The organism is Pseudomonas sp. NPDC078416 (genome assembly GCF_050268485.1).
GTDB lineage: Bacteria > Pseudomonadota > Gammaproteobacteria > Pseudomonadales > Pseudomonadaceae > Aquipseudomonas.
In genome coordinates this window covers 18,545-39,466 of the sequence record NZ_JBNNGV010000039.1, presented here as the reverse complement: position 1 = coordinate 39,466, position 20,922 = coordinate 18,545, and the positions used below count along the sequence as shown (strand labels likewise).

General features: G+C 62.8%; 17 protein-coding genes. 12 read left to right on the top strand and 5 right to left on the bottom strand.

What is annotated here, in order from left to right; genetic code table 11:
- Positions 1-368: 368 nt before the first annotated feature.
- From dkgB to ACQKEN_RS23095, 8 genes are all read left to right on the top strand, one after another.
- Positions 369-1,172, top strand: a complete 804-nt coding sequence (gene dkgB / locus ACQKEN_RS23130) for a 2,5-didehydrogluconate reductase DkgB (RefSeq protein WP_427689104.1) — start codon at positions 369-371, stop codon at positions 1,170-1,172.
- A gap of 329 nt (positions 1,173-1,501) precedes the next feature.
- Entirely contained in the window at positions 1,502-2,239 is a 738-nt protein-coding gene (locus ACQKEN_RS23125) for a FadR/GntR family transcriptional regulator (protein WP_427689102.1), read from the top strand.
- Positions 2,236-3,240: an ABC transporter ATP-binding protein gene (locus tag ACQKEN_RS23120; protein ID WP_427689100.1), complete on the top strand. Its 1,005-nt coding sequence runs from the start codon at positions 2,236-2,238 to the stop codon at positions 3,238-3,240. The genes ACQKEN_RS23125 and ACQKEN_RS23120 overlap by 4 nt, the downstream gene beginning before the upstream one ends.
- The gene (locus ACQKEN_RS23115; protein WP_427689098.1) at positions 3,237-4,370 is read left to right on the top strand and encodes an ABC transporter ATP-binding protein; all 1,134 of its coding nucleotides are present in this window, start codon (positions 3,237-3,239) and stop codon (positions 4,368-4,370) included. The genes ACQKEN_RS23120 and ACQKEN_RS23115 overlap by 4 nt, the downstream gene beginning before the upstream one ends.
- On the top strand, positions 4,367-5,866 hold the full coding sequence (locus ACQKEN_RS23110; protein ID WP_427689096.1) for an ABC transporter substrate-binding protein: 1,500 nt from the start codon (positions 4,367-4,369) through the stop codon (positions 5,864-5,866). The genes ACQKEN_RS23115 and ACQKEN_RS23110 overlap by 4 nt, the downstream gene beginning before the upstream one ends.
- Positions 5,867-5,909: 43 nt before the next feature.
- Positions 5,910-6,854: an ABC transporter permease gene (locus ACQKEN_RS23105; protein WP_037011865.1), complete on the top strand. Its 945-nt coding sequence runs from the start codon at positions 5,910-5,912 to the stop codon at positions 6,852-6,854.
- Positions 6,854-7,762: an ABC transporter permease gene (locus ACQKEN_RS23100; protein ID WP_243842309.1), complete on the top strand. Its 909-nt coding sequence runs from the start codon at positions 6,854-6,856 to the stop codon at positions 7,760-7,762. The genes ACQKEN_RS23105 and ACQKEN_RS23100 overlap by 1 nt, the downstream gene beginning before the upstream one ends.
- Before the next feature lie 71 nt (positions 7,763-7,833).
- Entirely contained in the window at positions 7,834-9,429 is a 1,596-nt protein-coding gene (locus ACQKEN_RS23095; protein WP_427689093.1) for a gamma-glutamyltransferase family protein, read from the top strand.
- 1,253 nt (positions 9,430-10,682) lie between these two features.
- Here ACQKEN_RS23095 and ACQKEN_RS23090 read toward each other — a convergent pair.
- From ACQKEN_RS23090 to ACQKEN_RS23080, 3 genes are all read right to left on the bottom strand, one after another.
- Entirely contained in the window at positions 10,683-11,033 is a 351-nt protein-coding gene (locus ACQKEN_RS23090; protein WP_427689092.1) for a DUF202 domain-containing protein, read from the bottom strand.
- A complete protein-coding gene (locus tag ACQKEN_RS23085) occupies positions 11,030-11,470 on the bottom strand; it encodes a YidH family protein (RefSeq protein ID WP_427689090.1) in 441 nt (146 codons plus the stop codon). Before ACQKEN_RS23085 ends, ACQKEN_RS23090 begins: the two co-directional genes overlap by 4 nt.
- A gap of 246 nt (positions 11,471-11,716) precedes the next feature.
- Complete coding sequence (locus ACQKEN_RS23080; RefSeq protein WP_427689088.1) at positions 11,717-13,027, bottom strand: L-fuconate dehydratase; 1,311 nt, start codon at positions 13,025-13,027, stop codon at positions 11,717-11,719.
- Between the two features lie 111 nt (positions 13,028-13,138).
- Between ACQKEN_RS23080 and ACQKEN_RS23075 the strand changes: the two genes are divergently transcribed.
- From ACQKEN_RS23075 to ACQKEN_RS23060, 4 genes are all read left to right on the top strand, one after another.
- Positions 13,139-14,101 (top strand): LysR family transcriptional regulator, encoded by a 963-nt coding sequence (locus ACQKEN_RS23075; protein ID WP_427689086.1) that lies wholly within the window; start codon positions 13,139-13,141, stop codon positions 14,099-14,101.
- A gap of 280 nt (positions 14,102-14,381) precedes the next feature.
- Positions 14,382-15,935, top strand: coding sequence for a UxaA family hydrolase (locus ACQKEN_RS23070; RefSeq protein WP_427689084.1), 1,554 nt, complete (start codon positions 14,382-14,384; stop codon positions 15,933-15,935).
- Positions 15,936-16,135: 200 nt separating this feature from the next.
- Positions 16,136-17,461, top strand: coding sequence for an MFS transporter (locus tag ACQKEN_RS23065; RefSeq protein WP_427689082.1), 1,326 nt, complete (start codon positions 16,136-16,138; stop codon positions 17,459-17,461).
- Positions 17,462-17,812: 351 nt separating this feature from the next.
- On the top strand, positions 17,813-19,378 hold the full coding sequence (locus tag ACQKEN_RS23060) for a sensor domain-containing diguanylate cyclase (RefSeq protein ID WP_427689080.1): 1,566 nt from the start codon (positions 17,813-17,815) through the stop codon (positions 19,376-19,378).
- Here the strand turns inward: ACQKEN_RS23060 and ACQKEN_RS23055 are convergent.
- Both ACQKEN_RS23055 and ACQKEN_RS23050 read right to left on the bottom strand, forming a co-directional pair.
- Entirely contained in the window at positions 19,356-20,138 is a 783-nt protein-coding gene (locus ACQKEN_RS23055; protein ID WP_427689078.1) for a DeoR/GlpR family DNA-binding transcription regulator, read from the bottom strand. The two genes, ACQKEN_RS23060 and ACQKEN_RS23055, sit on opposite strands and share 23 nt — an antisense overlap.
- A 67-nt stretch (positions 20,139-20,205) precedes the next feature.
- Positions 20,206-20,769: an N-acetyltransferase family protein gene (locus tag ACQKEN_RS23050; protein WP_427689106.1), complete on the bottom strand. Its 564-nt coding sequence runs from the start codon at positions 20,767-20,769 to the stop codon at positions 20,206-20,208.
- Positions 20,770-20,922: the final 153 nt, after the last annotated feature.

The following is a 20,922-nucleotide window of genomic DNA, read 5'->3' as shown; positions in this document are numbered from 1 at the left end:
TTCGAGTAAGAAGTACGCATGCCCATAACACCTCGGATTTGGGCGCCATCTTAGCGCCCGATTGAGATGTCCAAAATCATTAGGCCAGTTCAAGCGCGCTCCTACAGTGATTTGTGTTCAGCGCGCGGTATACGTCATGCGCAATACCCGGTAGGAGCCGGCTTGCTGGCGAATGCGGTGGTTCAGGCGCTGCATTAACGACATTGCACTGAACGATCCCAATCACGCGCTGCCCCAAACTCCATGGCATTCATGATCCCCCGTCAAAAGTCCCGTGCCCGCGCTGTGGTTTTTCCCTGCCAGCCGGCGCGGGATACTGGGCATCTGATTCGTCCATCTTCTTCCCCCTTGAACTCTGGAGTCTTCCCATGACTGTTCCCGCATTTGGCCTCGGCACCTTCCGTTTGAAAGATCAGGTCGTTATCGACTCGGTCAGCAATGGCCTGGACCTGGGCTATCGCGTGATCGACACCGCGCAGATCTATGGCAACGAAGCCGAGGTTGGTCAGGCCATCGAACAGAGCGGCGTGCCCCGTGACGCGCTGTACATCACCACCAAGATCTGGACCGACAACTTCGCCGCCGACAAGCTGATCCCGAGCTTGAAGGAAAGCCTGACCAAGCTGAAAACCGATCACGTCGACCTGACGCTGATCCACTGGCCGTCGCCGAAAGGCCAAGTGCCGGTCGCCGAGTTCATGGGCGCGTTGCTGGAAGCCAAACAGCAAGGCCTGACCCGCGAGATCGGGATTTCCAACTTCACCGTTGCGCTGATGAAAGAAGCCATTGCTGCGGTGGGCGCCGAAAACATCGCCACCAACCAGATCGAACTGCACCCCTACCTGCAAAACCGCACCGTGGCCGATTTCGCCAAACAGCACGGGATCAAGATCACGTCCTACATGACCCTGGCCTACGGCGAAGTGCTGAAGGACCCGGTGATCGAGCAGATCGCTCAGCGCCACAACGCGACGCCTGCACAAGTGACGCTGGCGTGGGCGATGCAGTTGGGTTACGCGGTGATTCCGTCGTCGACCAAACGCGCGAACCTGGAAAGCAACCTGAAAGCCGTGGACCTCACGCTCAGCGAAGAGGACATGGCGCAGATTGCCCAGCTGGACCGCGGTCATCGCCTGACCAGCCCCGCCAGCCTCGCGCCGCAGTGGGATTAATAAAGCCCTGATTCTGGCTTCGGCCAGAATCACCCCAATCAACGCCCTCAAATAACGCACCCGAACCATAAACAGGCGCCCTGCCTGGCCCCCTCCTGAAATTGGTTCGCTTCCCGCCTGAACCAATCCCGCCCCTCCCCGCGAACCAGACTTCCGAACCTTTGCCGATTGGCCCGAACAGGCGGGATTACGCCTGCACGTAAGTCCAGCCATTGGACATCGCCAGTGAACCAATTTTCATTGGCATCGCTATTGCACTCCTCCTCTGTAGCCAAGCCCTGCTTCATGCAGCCCCTGGCCTCCGGTTCACCCCGTGACGAGAGACGCAGATGGACAGCATCGACACCGACGCAACCCACGACACTTCGTCAAAAATGGCCCTCGATGCGCTGCGCCAGCTGGTCGCGCAGCAGGCGGCCTTTCCGCAGCGGCCATTGCCGACCGAGCGCGACCTGGCGGTGGATTTCGGCGTCAGTCGCCGGGCCATCCGCCGCGCGCTGGCGGTGCTCGAAGCCGAGGGGCACATCTGGCGGCGACAGGGCAAAGGCACCTTCGTCGGCCCTACCCCGCCGAGCGCGGCGATGAGCTTTGCCAAGCTGTCGAGCCGGACCAATTTCAGCGAGGTCATGGAAGCGCGCATTTATCTGGAACCGGCGCTGGCGTCACTGGCCGCCCTGCGCGCCAGCGGCGAACAGATGGCGATCCTGCGCCGGCTGGCCGAGCGCACCACCCACCAGCAACACGCCAGCGAACCCGACGCCGAAGGCATCGAACTGTGGGACAGCGCGCTGCATCGCGGCATCGCCGAGGCCGCCGGCAACCGGTTGATGCTGGACATCTTCGAAATGCTCGACGCCATCCGTCTTGATCCGGCGTGGCGCGACCTGCGTCAACGCGCCCGCAACACCGACCGCCTGAGCACTTACAGCCACGATCACCACGACATCGTCGGCGCCATCGAAAGTCGCGACCCGGCCAAAGCCGCCACCGCCATGCGCGGGCACCTGCGTGCGCTGCAACAGGCGCTCGATCACGTCATCCAGCAAGACCTCGAGGCCAGCGTATGAGTGCTTCACCCGCGAACACCCCATCGGTATTGAGCGTCAGCGACCTCACCGTGCGCTTCAAGGATGCCCCTGCGAATGTCGTTGACGGCGTGTCGTTTTCCATTCAGCCGGGCAAGACCCTGGCCATCGTTGGCGAGTCCGGCTGCGGCAAAAGCGTGACGTCCATGGCCTTGATGGGCCTGCTGCCCGACACCGCAACGGTCCAGGCCAGCGACTCGAATCTGCTGGGCGAGCCGTTGCTGGGGATGTCCGACGCGCGTCTGCTGGACGTGCGCGGCAATCGCATGGCGATGATTTTTCAGGAGCCGATGACCTCGCTCAACCCGGTGTTCACCATTGGCGATCAGATCGCCGAAAGCGTGATTCGCCATCAGGGCCTTTCGGCCACTGCCGCCCGCCAACGTGCGCTGGAAATGCTGGAAAAGGTACGCGTGCCCGACGCCCTTCAGCGCCTCGATGCCTACCCCCACGAGCTGTCTGGCGGCATGCGTCAGCGGGCGATGATCGCCATGGCGCTGGCCAATGATCCCGCGCTGATCATCGCCGACGAACCCACCACCGCCCTGGACGTGACGATTCAGGCTCAGATCCTTTCGCTGGTCGCCAGCCTCCAGGCCGAAACCGGCACTTCGATGATGCTCATCACCCACGACCTCGGCGTGGTCGCCGAAGTGGCCGACGAGGTCATCGTGATGTACGCCGGGCGCGTCGTCGAAAGCGGTTCGGTGAAAACCCTGTTCGACGATCCGCAGCACCCCTACACCATCGGCCTGATGGGCTCGATGCCCTCGGTCGGCCCTCGCGAAGGACGGCTGGCGACGATCAACGGACGCGTGCCGACCCCGGCTGAAATGCCCGGCGGTTGCCGCTTTGCCAGCCGTTGCCCGTTCGTCATCGCCGCCTGCCGGGAATCCCGCCCGCCGTTGCTGGAAGTCTCCGCCGGGCATTTCGCCGCCTGCATTCGCGTGCCACTTGAACAGCATCTGGGAGTCAGCGCATGAGCCTGTCAGGCCCACACATCGTGAACACCGGGGCGGCTGAGTCGGCGCTGGAAAAGCCGATTCTGGAAAGCATCGCGGTGAGCAAGCACTTCCACAGCGAAGCCGGCTTGTTCCAGCGCAAGAAGCCGCCGGTGCAGGCGGTCAACGAGGTGTCCCTGGCCGTGCGCCGGGGCGAAACCCTGGCGCTGGTGGGTGAATCCGGCTCGGGCAAATCGACCCTGGGCCGGGTGCTGCTGAACCTGCTCAAGCCCACCGCTGGCGACGTCATTTACGAAGGCCGCAACCTGGGCAATCTACCTGCCGACAAGCTGCGTCAGGTGCGCCGGGATCTGCAGATCATTTTCCAGGACCCGTTCGCCTCCCTGAACCCGCGCATGAGCGTGGAATCGATCATCGGCGAGCCGATCTGGCTGCACCGTGACGACAGCCACAGCGCGCGACAAGACAAAGTCGCTGAACTGCTGCGCACTGTCGGTCTGGCGCCGGAGCACGGCAGCCGCTTCCCCCATGAGTTTTCCGGCGGTCAGCGTCAGCGCATCGGTATCGCCCGGGCGCTGGCCTCGGAGCCACGGCTGATCCTCGGCGACGAGCCGGTGTCGGCGCTGGACGTCTCGGTGCAGGCGCAGGTCGTCAATTTGCTGGAAGACCTCAAGCACCAATTTGGCCTGACCCTGCTGATCGTCGCCCACGGCCTCGCGGTGATCCGCCACATGAGCGACCGCGTGGCGGTGATGTACCTCGGCGAGATTGTCGAATTGGCGCCGGTCAACGCACTGTTCGAAACGCCGTTTCACCCTTACACCCAGGCGCTGATGGCCGCCGTGCCGGTCAGTCACCCGGACCTGCGCCGCCCGCGCCCGCTGCTCGGCGGTGACATGCCAAGCCCGAGCAAGCCGCCGTCCGGCTGCCGCTTTCACACCCGCTGCCCCCACGCCAAGCCGCTGTGCCGCGAAGTGAAGCCGCTTTTCGAAACCGTCGAGCCGGGGCGTCAGGTGGCCTGCCATTACTGGCGAGAAATCGCTAACGCCGGCGCCGGTTCACTGATCGTGCCCACCCCCAGCGCCGCCTACAGCCAGCGCCTGAACCTGTTCAAAAGCCATCAAGCCCTTTCTCTGGAGAGTCAGCCATGAAGTTCGCCCACCTGATGACAACCACGTTGTTGCTGCTCGCTGCGAATGCGGCTGTCGCCGAAACCACCCTGCGCATCGGCATCCAGGACGACCCTGACATGCTCGACCCGCACCGCTCGCGTACCTACTCGGGGCGTCTGGTCTACACCGCGCTGTGCGACAAGCTGGTCGACGTCAACCCGGACCTGACCTACGCGCCGCAACTGGCCACCGCCTGGAACTGGAGCGAGGACGGCAAGACGCTGACCATGACCCTGCGCGACGGCGTGACCTTCCACGACGGCGAGGTGTTTGACGCCGCCGCCGTGAAGTTCAACCTCGACCGCGCGCGCACCCTGCCGGACTCCCTGCGCAAGAGCGAACTGGCGTCGGTGGAAAGCGTTGAGGTGATCGACGCGAAGACCGTGGCGATCAAGGTCAAGCAGCCTGACGCGACGCTGATCTCGCAACTGTCGGACCGCGCCGGCATGATGCTCGCGCCTAAGGCGTCGGCGACCGACGTGGCGTCAAAACCGGTGTGCTCCGGGCCGTACAAATTCGTTCAGCGCGTGCAGCAGGACCGCATCGTGCTGGAGCGTTTCGACAACTACTGGAACAAGCAGGCGTACCACTTCGACAAGGTGATTTTCCTGCCGATTCCGGACACCTCGGTGCGCCTGGCCAACCTGCGCTCCGGCGACCTGGACATCATCGAACGCGTTGCGCCGACGGACGTGAAGACCGCCAAGGCCGACAGCCACATCCAAGTGTTCAGCACGCCGGGCCTGGGCTACATGCAGCTGATGTACAACACCAACAACGGCGACAAGGCCAACAACCCGATGGGCAAGGACAAGCGCGTGCGCAAGGCCTTCGAGCTGGCCATCGACCGTGACGCGATCAATCAGGTGGTGTTCGAAGGCCTGTACGCACCGAGCGCCCAGCCGTTCCCGAAAAACAGTCCGTATTACGACAAGGACTTGCCGGTGCCAACCCGAGACGTCGAAGCCAGCAAAAAACTGCTCGCGGAAGCCGGGGTCAAGACGCCCCTCAGCGTCGAGCTGAAAGTCGCCAACAACCCCATCGCCCAGCAGGTCGGCCAGATCATTCAGGCGATGGCCGAAGAGGCCGGCTTCAAGGTCAATCTGATCGCCACCGAATACGCCACGCTGCTCAGCGAGCAACAGGCCGGCAACTTTCAGATCGGCATGAGCGCCTGGTCGGGCCGCCCTGATCCGGATGGCGACATCCACCAGTTCGTGACCTGCAAGGGTGGCCAGAACGACGGGCATTTCTGTGACCCGAAACTCGACGAGCTGCTGAACAAGGCACGCACCGTGAACGATCAGGCCCAGCGTCAGGCCATCTACTTTGAGGCCCTGCGTTTGCTCGCCGAAGACGTGCCGACCAGCTACCTGTATTTCGATCCGCGAATCATCGCGATGCGCAGCAACCTCAGCGGTTTCGTGCCCAATCCCGATGGTTTGATTCGCTTGAACAACGTCGCTTTCAAATGACAGCGGCGCCCGTGGACAACCGCTTCGGCCGCGAGGATTCGTCATGCTGACTTTCATCCTGCGACGCCTGCTCAGCGCCATTCCGACGCTGATCCTGGTTTCGCTGTTCGTCTTCACCCTGCAAAAGCTGCTGCCCGGCGATCCGGTCCAGGCCATGGCGGGTGAAGAGCGCGACCCGGCGGTGATGGAATACCTGCGCGAGAAATACCGGCTCAACGACCCGCTGCCGCTGCAATACGTGCACTGGGTCGGCAATGTCCTGCAGGGCGACTTCGGCACCTCGCTGCGCACCGAGCAACCGGTGACCGTGCTGCTGGCGTCGAAGCTGCCGGTGACCATCGAGCTGGCAGTGCTGGCGCTGATCATCGCGTTGGTGATCGGCATTCCCACCGGGGTGATTTCGGCGGTGCGCAAAGGCACGTCGGTGGATTACGCGGCCAACGTGTTCGCCCTGTCGGGGATCTCGATTCCGCACTTCTGGCTGGGGATTCTGTTGATCATGATCTTCGCGGTGAAGCTGCAATGGCTGCCGGCCTCGGGCTTCGTGCCGCTGGGTGAAGACGTCGGGCAGAACCTGAAAACCCTGATCCTGCCGGCGTTCGTGTTGGGCGCCGGGCTGTCGGGGGTGCTCATGCGCCACACCCGCAGCGCGATGCTCGAAGTGCTGCGCGCCGACTACGTGCGCACGGCCCGGGCCAAAGGTCTGTTCCCGCGCACGGTGATTCTGAAGCACGCCCTGCGCAACGCGCTGATGCCCATCGTCACGCTCACTACGCTGCTGTTCGGCGAATTGCTCGGCGGCGCGGTGCTGACCGAGCAGGTGTTCAGCATTCCCGGCTTCGGCAAGATGATTGTCGACGCCGTGTTCAACCGCGACTACGCCGTGGTGCAAGGCGTGGTGCTGTGCGTTGCGATCGGTTTTCTGCTGCTGAACCTGCTGGCCGACGTGCTCTATCGCCTGATCAATCCGCGTCTGAGGACTGCCTGATGACTTCGATTGCGACCCATCCTTCAGCGCCGCTGAACGCGCCGTCCCAGGCGCCGTTGAGAGAACCCCTTCGGCCGCGCACCCGCTCGCCGTTCGTGAAGAAATTCCTCGCCAACAAGGGCGCGGTGGTCGGCGCGGTGGTGCTGATCATTTTCATTCTTGCGGCGCTGCTGGCGCCGTGGATTGCGCCCCATGATCCGCTGAAAGCCAACTTCCTCGCCGTACGCAAGGCGCCTTCGCTGATCTACTGGCTGGGCACCGACGAGCTGGGCCGTGACCTGTTTTCCCGCCTGCTCTGGGGTGCGCGCAGTTCGCTGCTGGCCGGCGGGGTTTCGGTGGCGATTGCCATGGTCATCGGCGTGCCGCTGGGCCTGTTGGCCGGTTACTTCGGCGGCAAGCTCGACGCGGTGATCTCGCGAATCATGGAGGCGCTGCTGTCGTGTCCGTTTTTGGTGCTGGCGATTGCCCTAGGCGCGTTCCTCGGCCCGAGCCTGAGCAACGCGATGATTGCCATCGGGCTGTCGGCGATGCCGATTTTCTCGCGCCTGACCCGCGGTCAGGTACTGGCGATCCGTCACGAAGATTACCTGGAAGGCGCCCGCGCCATTGGCCTGCCGGACCGCTGGATCATCCTGCGCTACGTGCTGCCGAACGTGCTCTCGCCGCTGGTGGTGCAAGCGACGCTGACCATCGCTTCGGCGATTCTGGCGGAAGCGAGTCTGTCGTTCCTCGGCCTGGGCCAGCAACCGCCCTCGCCGTCCTGGGGCTCGATGCTCAACACCGCGAAGAACTTCATGGAACAGGCGCCGTGGATGTCCATCGCACCGGGCGTGGCGATCTACATCACGGTGCTGTGTTTCAACCTGCTGGGCGACGGGCTGCGTGACGCCCTCGATCCGAAAAGCTGACGGCTCTTATGCCCACGGGCTCGAAAGCTGCGCCTCTATAACCGATCAACTGCCAAGAAGAGAACGACTGCATGTTCGATGATCTGGATTACAGCCAACCTTACGCGTCCGCCCGCTCGCCGGTGATGGGCAACAACATGGTCGCCTGCTCGCAACCGCTGGCCGCACAGGCCGGGCTGGACATGCTGCGTCAGGGCGGCAACGCCGTTGATGCCGCCATCGCCGCCGCCATGGTGCTGACCGTGGTCGAACCCACCGGCTGCGGCATCGGCAGCGACGCCTTCGCCATCGTCTGGGACGGCAAGACGCTGCAGGGCCTGAACGCCTCGGGCCGCTCGCCGAACGCCTGGACGCCGGAGCACTTCGCCGGTCAGCAGGAAATGCCCCAGCGCGGCTGGGCCTCGGTGACGGTGCCGGGCGCGGTGTCGGCCTGGGTCGCGTTGTCCGAACGCTACGGCAAGCTGCCCTTCGCCACCCTCGCCGCGCCGGCCATCGGCTATGCGCGGGACGGTTATCAGGTCACGCCGATCATTGCCGAACTGTGGCGGCGCGGCGCCGGGCTGTTGAAGGATCAGCCGGGCTTTGCCGAGTGCTTCCTGCAAGGCGGCAAAGCGCCGAAGGCCGGGGAGAAAGTCACGCTGAAGGATCACGCGAAAACCCTGGAGCTGATTGCGGAAACCAAGGGCGAGGCGTTCTATCGCGGCGAACTGGCCGAAGCGATGATCACTCACGCCAACGCCAATGGCAGCGTCATGAGCCTTGAGGATCTGGCGAACCATCGGGTGGACTGGATCGATACCTTGTCGGTGCCGTATGCCGGCGCCGTGGTCCACGAACTCCCGCCGAACGGTCAGGGCATCGCCACGCTGGCGGGCCTGGGCATCCTCGAAGCGCTGGGCGTGGGCGAGCAGCCGGTCGACAGCGTCGAGACCGTGCATCCGGTGCTGGAAGCCATGAAGCTGGCGCTGGCCGACCTTAATCAACACGTCACCGACAACGACCACATGCGCGTCGCCGCTGAACACATGCTCGACCCGGCCTACCTGCGCGACCGCGCGGCGTTGGTCGGCGAACAGGCACAAGACCCGCTGCACGGTGCGCCCAAGGCCGGCGGCACGGTGTACCTGTCGGCGGCGGACGAGAGCGGCATGATGGTCTCGTTCATCCAGTCCAACTACATGGGTTTCGGCTCGGGCGTGGTGGTGCCAGGCACGGGCATCAGCCTGCAAAATCGTGGCGCGGGTTTTACCCTGGACCCTGATCACGTCAACACCGTGGCACCGGGGAAGCGGCCGTTTCACACCATCATTCCCGGCTTCGTGATGAACGCCGACGGCACGCCGCTGATGTCCTTCGGCCTGATGGGCGGGCCGATGCAGGCTCAGGGGCATTTGCAGATGATGCTGCGCATTCTTCGCTACAAACAGAATCCACAGGCCGCCGCCGACGCGCCGCGCTGGCGCATCGAGTCCGGGCTGAGGGTTGCGGTAGAGCGGTCGTTTGATCCGCAGGTGATCGAAGCGCTGCGCGCCAAAGGTCATGACGTGGAAGTTGAAGACCCCAGCGGCGTATTCGCCTTCGGCGGCGCGCAGATCATTCAGCGCACGGCCCATGGTTATGTCGGCGGCACCGATCCGAGGAAAGACGGGTTAGTTGCAGCGTATTGAGTGAGCCGACACTTGAAACGGTAGGAGTGATCGGAGTGGCGCTCCACCTTGCCCGCGATCGCGGTGTGTCAGCCACGCATAGGTCGGCTGACACAACCGGTTCGCCAGCAAGCCGGCTCCTACGGAACCGGTGTGTGCCTTGCCTGCCAGGTCAGAGGCAGGTCCTGCCGAGACCTTACGGTGCTGGCGCTTACATTTGAGCCGGTTTGCTGGCGAACGCGCCCTGTCGGTTGACAGAAAAGTGCCTGACACACCGCATTCGCGAGCAAGCTCACTCCTAAAATTTTTGTACCCACCTCCAGATCCGCGTTGAACGGTTTTATGTACCCGCCTCCAAATCCGCGGCGAACGGTTTTAAGAACCCGCCTCCAAATCCGCGGCGAACGCAAATCTCCCTGTAGGAGCAATCGGAGGTTACGACGGTCGCGAAGGCGGCGGCTCTGTGACATCACTGTCGACTGACACACCGCCTTCGCGGGCAAGCGCGCTCCTACAGTTGATTTGCGCCGTCCATCAATCTGCGTTCCCTCAGGTAATCCGCGTTTGATGAGCATCCCACAGGTCTAAAGTCCCAAGATGAAATGGCAGGATCACGGTCTGCCTCTGCCCGCAGGGCGTAGGAGCGCGCTTGCCCGCGAAGGCGTTTTCTGCGGCGCCGGCCTCCACGCCTGACAAGACGCCTATTGATCAACCCACGCAAATCCGGAGCCGGCTTGCTGGCGAACGCGCCCTGTCGGTTCACAGAAAAGTGCCTGACACACCGCATTCGCGAGCAAGCTCACTCCTACAATTTTTGTACCCGCCTCCAGATCCGCGTTGAACGCAAATCCCCTGTAGGAGCAATCGGAGGTTACGACGGTCGCGAAGGCGGCGGCTCTGTGACATCACTGTCGACTGACACACCGCCTTCGCGGGCAAGCGCGCTCCTACAGTTGATTTGCGCTGTCCACCAATCTGCGTTCCCTCAGGTAATCCGCGTTTGATGAGCATCCCACAGGTCTAAAGTCCCAAGATGAAATGGCAGGATCACGGTCTGCCTCTGCCCGCAGGGCGTAGGAGCGCGCTTGCCCGCGAAGGCGTTTTCCGGGGCGCCGGCCTGCACGTCTGACACGACGCCTATTGATCAACCCACGCAAATCCGGAGCCGGGTTGCTGGCGAACGCGGTAGGCCAGCCACTGCAGATGTCGGCTGACACAATCTGTTCGCCAGCAAGCCGGCTCCTACGAATCGAGTGTCTGCCTGGTCGATTCGGTTAGCCAGACACCACCGCAACAATCCCCACCAGACTCAACACCATCACCGTGCAACCCAGCACCGCGACTTCACGCAACGGCGCCGGAATGCGCTCCTGGGTCATGCCCCGGGCGCTTTTGCGGTAGCGGGCGTTGAGGCCGATCTGGATCAGGATGCCCGCAATCAGCGACAGGATGACCGGCAGCAGAGCCACCCACCCAAACGGCGGAATCCAGCGCAAAAACAGAATGCACACCCCGATCAACGTCAGCAGCGTCCGGCGCCAGGCCAGCAGCGTACGTTCGGGTTGCAGACCGGGATCGTCGTGGCGCAATGGCGTCGACGGCACGGCATGACCACGCCGGTTCACGACGCGCCGTAAATCAGAAAGACGATCAGCCCCGCCGCCACCAACGCGCCGCCCAACGACAGAATCGGCACCAGCACCGGCAGCGGCAGCGGCTTGCGTTGACGCATCGCCCGCTCGACCTTCAGCCAGCGCACGCAGGCACTGGCGCTCACCAACAAGGCCAGCACCAGCAACGACAAAGCCACGGCCCGACGCAGACCGGGGCTGAACACGTCGCTGGTGAAGGCTTCGACCGCGATGCCACCGGCCAGGAACGCCAATGCCGTGCGGATCCACGCAAGAAACGTGCGTTCATTGGCGAGGGTGAAGCGGGGGTCGGGTTCGCAGCCGCCGCCGAGCAGCGACGCCGACAGGCGATCACGCTCCGGCGGCGTGACGGGGGCGCTTGCGGAAGGAGTGCCGGGAGGAATGACGTTGCCGGGCTCGGGGGAATTCATGTCGCACCGTGGTCGGGTAGATGCGACGGATCATACCGGTCATGCCCGGCAAAGGCCCGTGTCCACAGCGACATGGGGTTGTCTGTTGCCGCACCGTGCATAACCTCCAGGAGCGTGGCTTGTCCCGCGATCGGGGACGCAGTCCCCGCAACCCTTGCCAACGCGCTGTGTCTGGAAAAACGCGTTCGCCGGGTCACGACGGGTTCCCCGCCGATCGCGGGACAAGCCACGCTCCTACCGTCAGATTTATCGGTTCGCCAGCTCCGCCCACACCGCCCCATCGGGATACTGATAGCGCTCCAGCGTCTCGGCGTGCATTTCGATGCTGTGCCCCGGCCGTTGTGGTGGCATATACCGGCCGCGGCGGATCACCACCGGATCGAGGAAATGCTCGTGCAGGTGATCGACGTATTCCAGCACGCGCTTGTCCAGCGAGCCGGACACCGCGATGTAATCGAACATCGAGATGTTCTGCACGTATTCGCACAACCCGACGCCGCCACCGTGGGGGCACACCGGGATGTCGAACTTGGCCGCCATCAGCAGCACGATCAGCACCTCGTTCAGCCCGCCCAGCCTTGCCGCATCGAGCTGGCAGAAATCCAGTGCGCCGGCCTGGAACATCTGTTTGAACATCACCCGGTTGTGGCAATGCTCGCCGGTGGCCACGCCAATCGGCGCGATGCGCTGACGGATCGTTGCGTGGCCGAGGATGTCATCGGGGTGGGTCGGCTCTTCGATCCACCAGGGCTCGAACGCCGCCAGCCGGCGCATGTTGCTGATCGATTGCTCGACGCTCCAGACCTGATTGGCGTCCATCATCAGCGTGCGTTCCCAGCCCAGTTCGTCGCGCAGGATCGCGGCACGACGCATGTCTTCTTCGATGTCCGAGCCGATCTTCTGCTTGATGTGGGTCCAGCCTTCGGCCACGGCCTCGCGGGCCAGCCGGCGCATCTTCTCTTCCGAATAACCCAGCCAGCCCGGCGCGGTGGTGTAGCCCGGATAGCCCTCCTCCAGCATCTGCGCCTCGCGCTTGGCTTTGCCCGGCACTTGCCGGCGGAGCAGCGCGATGGCTTCTTCGGGGGTGATGGCGTCGGTGACATAGCTGAAGTCCAGGCATTGCACCAACTGCTCGGGGGTCATGTCGGCCAGCAATTTCCAGACCGGCTTGCCCTCGACCTTGGCCCACAGATCCCAGACCGCATTGACCAGCGCGGCCGTGGCCAGATGGATCACGCCCTTTTCCGGCCCCAGCCAGCGCAACTGGCTGTCGCCTGCGGTGATGGTGTGCCAGAAGGCGCCCATGTCCGCCGTGATCGATTCCAGGCTCAATCCCACCACGCAGGGCGCCAGGGAGTGAATCGCTGCCGCGCAGATTTCGTTGCCCCGGCCGATGGTGAACGTCAGGCCGTGGCCTTCCAGCCCGTCAGGCGAATCGGTGTGTAGCACAACGTAGGCGGCGGAATAGTCTGGGGCGCTGTTCATTGCGTCGGAACCGTCGAGAGACAGGGACGTGGGGAAGCGGATGTCGCGGACGGTAATGGAGGTGATCTGCATGATGAACTCTTGTTATGGGTGGTAACGCATACCTACAGTCATAGCCGACTGTAGGCCGAACTGCGATACAGGCATAATCGCCAAATCCTAATCATCGATACCAGATCCGATATGTCAGACACGTTCTCTTCCTCCGACCTGCCTGGCACCTTCCCGACGCTGAAAATCTCCAGCCGGCAGATCGCGTTGCTCAACGCGTTGGGTGAACTGGGCAATCTACGCAAGGCCGCCGCCGCCATTCACACCACCCAGCCCGCTGCCAGCCTGTTGCTGCAACAGCTTGAAGAACGTCTCGGCGTGCAGCTGTTCGAGCGCTTGCCACGCGGCATGCAGCCGACGCTGTTCGGCGAGGTGATGATTCGCTACGCCCAGGGCGCGCTGCATGAGTTCGAATACGCCGAAGCGCAACTGGCCGAGCTGGCACGCGGGGCGACGGGGATGGTACGCATCGGCACAGTCATGGGCCCGGTGCCGACGCTGCTGACCCGCGGCGTGCTGGCGTTCAAGGCCGCGCACCCGAAAGTGCGCATCGCTCTGGAAGTCGGCACCAGTGATGAACTGCTGCCAGCGCTGATTCGCGGGGATTTCGATGTGGTGCTGGGCCGGCTGCCCGATCAGCTCGACGGCCAGAGCCTCGACATTCAGCTGTTCGAACAGGGCGAACGCATGCGCATCATCGCCCGACCGCAGCACCCGCTGGTGGATCACGCTGGACCGACCCAGACGGGCCTGACCCTGGCAGAGCTGGCGCCGCTGACCTGGATCCTCCACCCCCTCGGCAGCCCCATGCGGCGCCAAGTGGAAAACGCCTTGCAGGCGGCGCAACTGATCGAGCCGCTGGACATCATCGAAACCCGTTCGATTCTGGCGACCACCTCGATGCTCGAATCCTCGGAGATGATCGCCGTGGTGCCCAATGACGTCGCACAGCACTACGCGCGCTACGGCATGATCGCCATCCTGCCGGTCGAGCTGCCGCTGAGCATGGCCAATCTTGGGCTGATGACCTCGAAGGCCAGGCCGATGTCGGCGGCGGTAAAGGCACTGCTTGCTTACCTGAGCGCCCGTTCCTAATTATGAGTGTGCGGGGTCTGCCCATGCAGGCGTGTTTCCAAAGTCTCGGGCGGCGCCTTGATTTGATAACCCTGCGTTATCGCTCAATCGAAACCTTTCATTGGGAAATTAGCCACCGGCTTCATAGAGTGGCTGAAAATCGGCCCACAACGTCCGCGCTTATGAGGCAGATGCTTGATACGTCGTGAATAACAATAACCGGCCAGCCACGGTGCCGCTTCCTGATGGAAGCCTTCATCTCGCACCGCTGACCCAGGCCGCCACCGTCATGAGAGGCCGCATGGAACTCATCGCCAAAACGCCCGCGTTCGACAGCAGCGCGCTGTTCATCCGCCTGAACCCACTCGATAACGTGCTGATCGCTCGCCAGGCGCTCAGCGAAGGCACGTACCTGGACGAAGAACACGTCACGGTCTCGCAGCCGATTCCCTCCGGGCACAAGGTCGCGGCGGTCCGGGTTGAGCAGGGTCAGCCGCTGCGGCGTTACGGTCAGATCATCGGTTTCGCTTCCCAGCCCATCGACGCCGGGCAGCACGTGCATGTGCACAACGTCGAGATGGGCGACTTCTCCCGTGACTACGCTTTCGGCATCGATGCCCATGAAACGCCGAAAACCGAAGCGTTCTTTCAGGGCATCGTGCGCGCCGACGGCCGCGTGGCGACGCGCAATTACATCGGCATCCTCACCTCGGTGAACTGCTCGGCCACCGTGGCGCGGGCCATCGCCGACCGCTTCCGCCGCGACATTTTCCCGGAAGCCCTCGCGGACTACCCGAACATCGACGGCGTGGTCGCGCTGACCCACGGCTCGGGCTGCGCCATCGACTCCAAAGGCGAGGCCATCGATCTGCTGCGTCGCACCCTGGCGGGTTACGCGGTGCACCCGAACTTTGCAGCGGTGCTGGTGGTGGGCTTGGGCTGCGAGACCAACCAGATACAGGACATGCTCGACAGCCAGGGTCTGAAGGCCAGTGACCAGTTGCGGGCCTTTACTATTCAAGGCACCGGCGGTACGTCGAAGACCATCGCCAGCGGCATCGCCCAGGTGCAATCGCTGTTGCCCCAAGCCAATCAGGTCACCCGTGAGACCGTCAGCGCCCGACACCTGATCGTCGGCCTGCAATGCGGCGGCTCCGACGGCTATTCCGGCATCACCGCCAACCCGGCGCTGGGCAATGCAGTGGACCGGCTGGTGGCGGCGGGCGGCACAGCGATTCTGTCGGAGACCCCGGAAATCTATGGCGCCGAGCATTTGCTGACGCGGCGGGCCGCCAGTCAGGCCATCGGCGAAAAGCTCATTCAGCGCATCCATTGGTGGGAAGACTATTGCCAGCGGATGAACGCCGAGCTGAACAACAACCCTTCCGCCGGCAACAAGGCGGGCGGGCTGACGACCATTCTGGAGAAATCCCTGGGCGCGGTGGCCAAGGCCGGCTCGACCAACCTGATGGGCGTGTATGAATACGCCGAAGCCGTCCGCGCCCAGGGCCTGGTGTTCATGGACACCCCCGGCTACGACCCGGTCTCCGCGACGGGGCAAGTGGCGGGCGGCGCCAACCTGATCGCATTCACGACCGGGCGAGGTTCTGCCTACGGTTGCGCGCCCACGCCGTCGATCAAGCTGGCGACCAACAACCGCGTGTTCGAATTTCAGCAGGAGGACATGGACGTCAATTGTGGCGGCATCGCCGACGGCACCACCACAATCGAAGAGCGCGGCGCGTACGTGTTCCAGATGATGCTGGACATCGCCTCCGGCGCCCGCAGCAAAAGCGAGCTACACGGTTATGGGCAAAACGAATTTGTGCCTTGGCACATCGGCGCGGTGACTTAAGGTTTTGCCGAGCGACGTATGCTTTTTGCAGGACCGGCTTCAGCCGGGAAGCTTTTCAAGCGTCACACCGCAAGATCGATGGTGCCCACACCGGCCCCTTCCCGGCTGAAGCCGGTCCCACTGGGGAAATGCGTTCGCCTGGTAGGACCGGCTTTAGCCGGGAAGCTTTCAAGCCCTTACAACAATAAAAAAGGTGCGCAATGAAATCCCTCAAGACCTACCAGACGATCACCATCGTCTTCCTGATGCTGTTCGGGATCGTCAATTATCTGGACCGCAGCGCGCTGTCCATTGCCAACACGACAATCCAGAAAGACATGCTCATCAGCCCTTCGGAGATGGGCATTCTGTTGTCGGCGTTCTCGCTGGCCTATGCCTTCGCGCAGTTGCCGATGGGCATGATCATCGACAAGCTCGGCAGCAAGATTGCCTTGGGCGGCGCGCTGATGGTGTGGTCCATTGCGCAGACGGCCTCAGGCTTCATCAACAGCTTCAGCGGCTTCTTTGCCCTGCGCGTTTTGCTGGGGATCGGCGAGGCACCGATGTTTCCGTCAGCCGCCAAGACCCTCAACGAATGGTTCGAAGAGCACGAGCGGGGCACGCCGACGGGCATCGTCTGGTCGGCAACCTGCATCGGGCCATGCCTGGCGCCGCCGCTGCTGACGCTGTTCATGGTCAACTTCAGCTGGCGCGGCATGTTCATCATCACCGGTGTGCTCGGCATCGTCCTGTCGCTGTGCTGGCTGATGTTCTACAAAAGCCGCGCGCAGTACCTGAAAGAGCTGGCGGCTGAGGGTCGCGAACCGACCGTTCAGGTGGTTCAGACTGATGCTGCGCCGAAGGCTTCGTTTTTCGCCGGCTGGCTGGACCTGTTCAAGCACCGCAGCACCTGGGGCACGTTCCTCGGATTCATGGGCGTGATCTACATGCTCTGGCTGCACCTGACCTGGCTGCCCGGTTACTTCCAGCGCGAGCACGGCCTGGACCCCTATCAAACCGCCTGGGTGGTGTCGTTCGCCTATGTGTTTGGCGCGATTGGCACCATCGCCGCCGGACGCATCTGCGATCGACTGGTCAAGCGCGGCGTCGGCGTGCTCAACAGCCGCAAATACACGGTGATTGGCGGGCTGGTGTTCGCCGCCGTGTTCACCCTGCCGCTGACCTTCGTCACCGGGCTGAGCGGTTGCGTCGCCCTGCTCTGCCTGGCGCTGTTCGGCATCAACCTGTCCAGCGCCACGGCGTGGATGGTGGTCAATACCGTGGTCGACACCAAACGCGTAGCGTCGCTGGGTTCGATCCAGAACTTCGGCGGCTACATCGCAGGCTCCATTGCGCCAATCGTCACCGGGTTCAGCGTGCAATATTCCGGCACCTTCGCCACGGCCTTCGCGGTCAGCGCCATCGTCGCGCTGCTGTCGGCGGTCGCCTATTTCGTGCTGCTCAAGGCGCCGATCCCCAAACACACCACCAGCGCGCAGAAGGACTGGCAGGCGAATCGGGATGAGGTGCAAGGGCGTCGGGTCTGATTGGCAGAGCAAGGCCTGACCGGTAGACGAGATCCGATTGCTGAAGGTTAACCTGCAGGAGCGACCGGGGTGGCGCTCCACCTTGCTCGCGAAGAGGCCGTAACATCCGGTGCATTTCCAGCGGCTGACAAGCCGCCTTCGCGAGCAAACTCACTCCTGCAAAGGTTGTACCTGCTCGTAATAAGTTACTGCCACTGGATAATTTATAAGGGTTAATTTTCCCTTCAAAATCCCGCACTTGTCCTACGCTGTGAATCAGACGGTTCGCTGTTGCGATGCTGCGTGTCCGAACGAGTGGATTGTTCGTCACAGTGGCGGGTCTGAAATCGTGGCAGTCAGCGAGGATGGGGTTTGAGACAGGTAGAAGGATCGGAGCTCGGCGTCAGAAACCGGCGACTCAAACGCATGCCGGTGTTGTGGCTGGCGGGGCTGTTTACCTTGCTGGTGTGCTTCTCCATCACCAGCATCACTGTCTGGCAGTTGCGCCAGACGCGCATTCACGAGCTGGAAATTGCCAACACCAACGTCGCCAACCTTTCGCGCTCAATGGCGCAGCACGCCGATGACGCCTTCGATCAGGCACACGTTGCCGTGTCGTCGGTGGTCGAACGGCTTTCGTTCGACGGCTTCGGCGCCGCCAGTGGTTCGCGCATGCACGATTACCTGCGCGCCACCGCCGCCAGCGTCGAGCAGATCCAGGGCCTGTTCATCTACGACAAAGACGGCAACTGGGCTGCCACGTCCCTCAACCACATGCCGGCCAACGCCAATAACGCGGACCGAGAATATTTCCGCTTCCACCAATCCATCGACAGCGACCTGCCCCACATCGGCCCCGCCATCCAGAGCCGCTCCACCGGTGACTGGATCATTCCGGTGTCGCGGCGGGTGGACGATGAGATGGGCAACTTCGCCGGTGTGGTGCTGGCCACCGTCGAACTGAACTACTTCGAACGGTTCTTTGAGCGCTTCGACATCGGCAAGCATGGCGTCATCACGCTGGCCATGGCCGACGGCACTGTGTTGGCGCGACGTCCGCTGCTTGAAAACGTGCGCGGCACTTCCATCGGCGACGGCGAATTGTTCCGTCTTCACGTCAAGGAGCACTACGAAGGCACGGCGAACGTTGTGTCGATGCTCGACCACGAGCAGCGCCTGTACGGCTACAAGAAACTGGACCGCTACCCGATGGTGGTGCTCGCCGGGCTGTCCCAGCAGGAAGTGCTCGACGAGTGGCGGCAATACGCGTGGCGCTCGCTGGCCATCATCATCTGCGTGGTGGTCGCCAACCTGTTGTTTGGCGTGTTGCTCTTCCAACAGATCCGTTTCGGCCTCAACGCCGAATCACAGCTGCGCATTGCCAGCCACTCGCTGGAAAAGCTCGCGCTGCAAGACAGCCTGACCGGCCTGGCCAATCGTCGGCATTTTCAGGAGATTCTCGGCCTGGAGTTTCATAGCGGGCAACCGAACCTGCATCCGCTGAGCCTGATCATGATCGACATCGATTTATTCAAGAGCTACAACGACAACTACGGCCATGTCGCCGGGGACAAATGCATCGTCGCTGTGGGCGAGTGCATTCGCAGCAACCTTAACCGTACCGGCGACCTCGCCGTGCGCTACGGCGGAGAAGAAATGGCGGTGTTCCTGCCCTACAGTGATATGCACGGCGCGGTGAGCCTGGCGGAGAAGATCCGGCTGGCCGTACTCACCCGAGCCCTTGAACACCACGGCAATCCGATCGGCATCGTCAGCATCAGCCTGGGGGTTTATGGCTGTAAAGCGCAGGAATGCCCGACCATGGAAGACTTTGTCAAACGCGCGGATACGGCGCTGTATGCCGCCAAGCACCAAGGCCGCAATCGGACCGTCGCCTGGCAGGAATCGACTGCCCTCAGTGCCCTGCCCGCGCCGTAATGATCTGCGCGACCTTGCCGCGAAACAGCTCCAGCCGGTCGGCTGGCGCGTCGTGTTCAACCACCAGCGCGCCGACTTCCTCGCACTGCGCCACCTGATAGTGCGCGATGCTGGAAAGCTTCTCGTTGATCACCGCCACCGCCACCTGACCGCTGCGCGCCACCACGGCACGCTTGAACTCGGCGACATCCATGTCGAACGCGGTCACGCCTTTCAGCGCATCCAGCGCACAGGCGCCGAGAAAGCACAGATCGAAATTGAAATGGGCGAGCTGTTGAATCGTGGTGAAACCGTAGGTGCTGCCCGCAACGGGACTCAGGCGCCCGCCGAGCAGAATCACCTCCACCGACGGCAACTTCATCAGTTCGACGGCAATCAGCGGCGCGTTGGTGGTGACGGTCAACGGCATGTGCGGATCAAGGGCTTTGGCGATCGCCAGATTGGTCGAGCCGCCGTCGATAAACACGTGCTGCCCGGCGTTGATCAATCCCGCTGCCGCAATGCCCAACTGACGCTTGCGTCCGGGCTCATGCTCGACACGCGCAGCGATCGGCCCGTCCGACGCCAGGGAAATCGCCCCGCCGTACACCCGTTTGCACAGGCCGGCGGACGCCAGAACGCCCAGATCGCGGCGAATGGAATGCTCGGACACATTGAATTCGGTCGCCAGCTCCGCCGCAATCACCCGACCGTGCACGGCCAGACGCTCAATGATCAAACGCTGACGCTCGCCAGGAAATGCTTCAGGGTTGGCAGACATGAGGCCTCGGTAATGGGCTGAATCGATCATAAACGAGCAGGATCATGGGGCGCACTCTGGCGCCCTGTCAAACCCGGGCCGTATCGAGCTCCATGGGCTTGAGCGATTTGCAGAACAGAACATTTTCATGGGTTTCAGCTTGCAGGCGATACATCGGCGACCCGGCGTTTTCGTAGCCTTGGCGAGGGTAGAAAAGCAAGGCACGGGAATTACCTACCCACACCGTCGCCCATAGCTTCGAAGCGCCTCGAGCCGATGCTTCAATTTCGGCGTGCTGCAGCAACTGCCAGCCCAGGCCGCGCCCGGTGAAACGCTCCTGTACGTAGAGACGATTCAGCTCGGCGGCGTGCTGATCGCCGACCAGAGCGTGATCGGCTTGCAGGCAGACTTGAGCAAAGCCGACCAGATGCTGACGGGCTTCCGCCAGCAGAAATACAGAGTCAGGGCGTTCGATCATCGCGGCAATGGTCTCGGGCGCAAATGATTCGAGGACTTCACGAGCGATGGCGTCGCGCACGCCCTCGGTCGCGTAAGTATCCATAAACACCTGAATGCCCAACGCCGCAATCGTCAGCACATCCGCTGGGGTGGCGGGTCGCAGAGTGAAATCGAGTTTGTCGCTGTTGGCCATGATCGCCGCTTCCTTGAGTGCGAGTGATGAATGTCTGGACTGCCTGGCAGTAAACGCGTCACTCATTCAAGCCAGGTAACCGGGTTGACCGCAATCAATGCAAATCTTCGGCCTGAATGCGATCAACTATAGGAGCGCGCTTGCCCGCGAAAG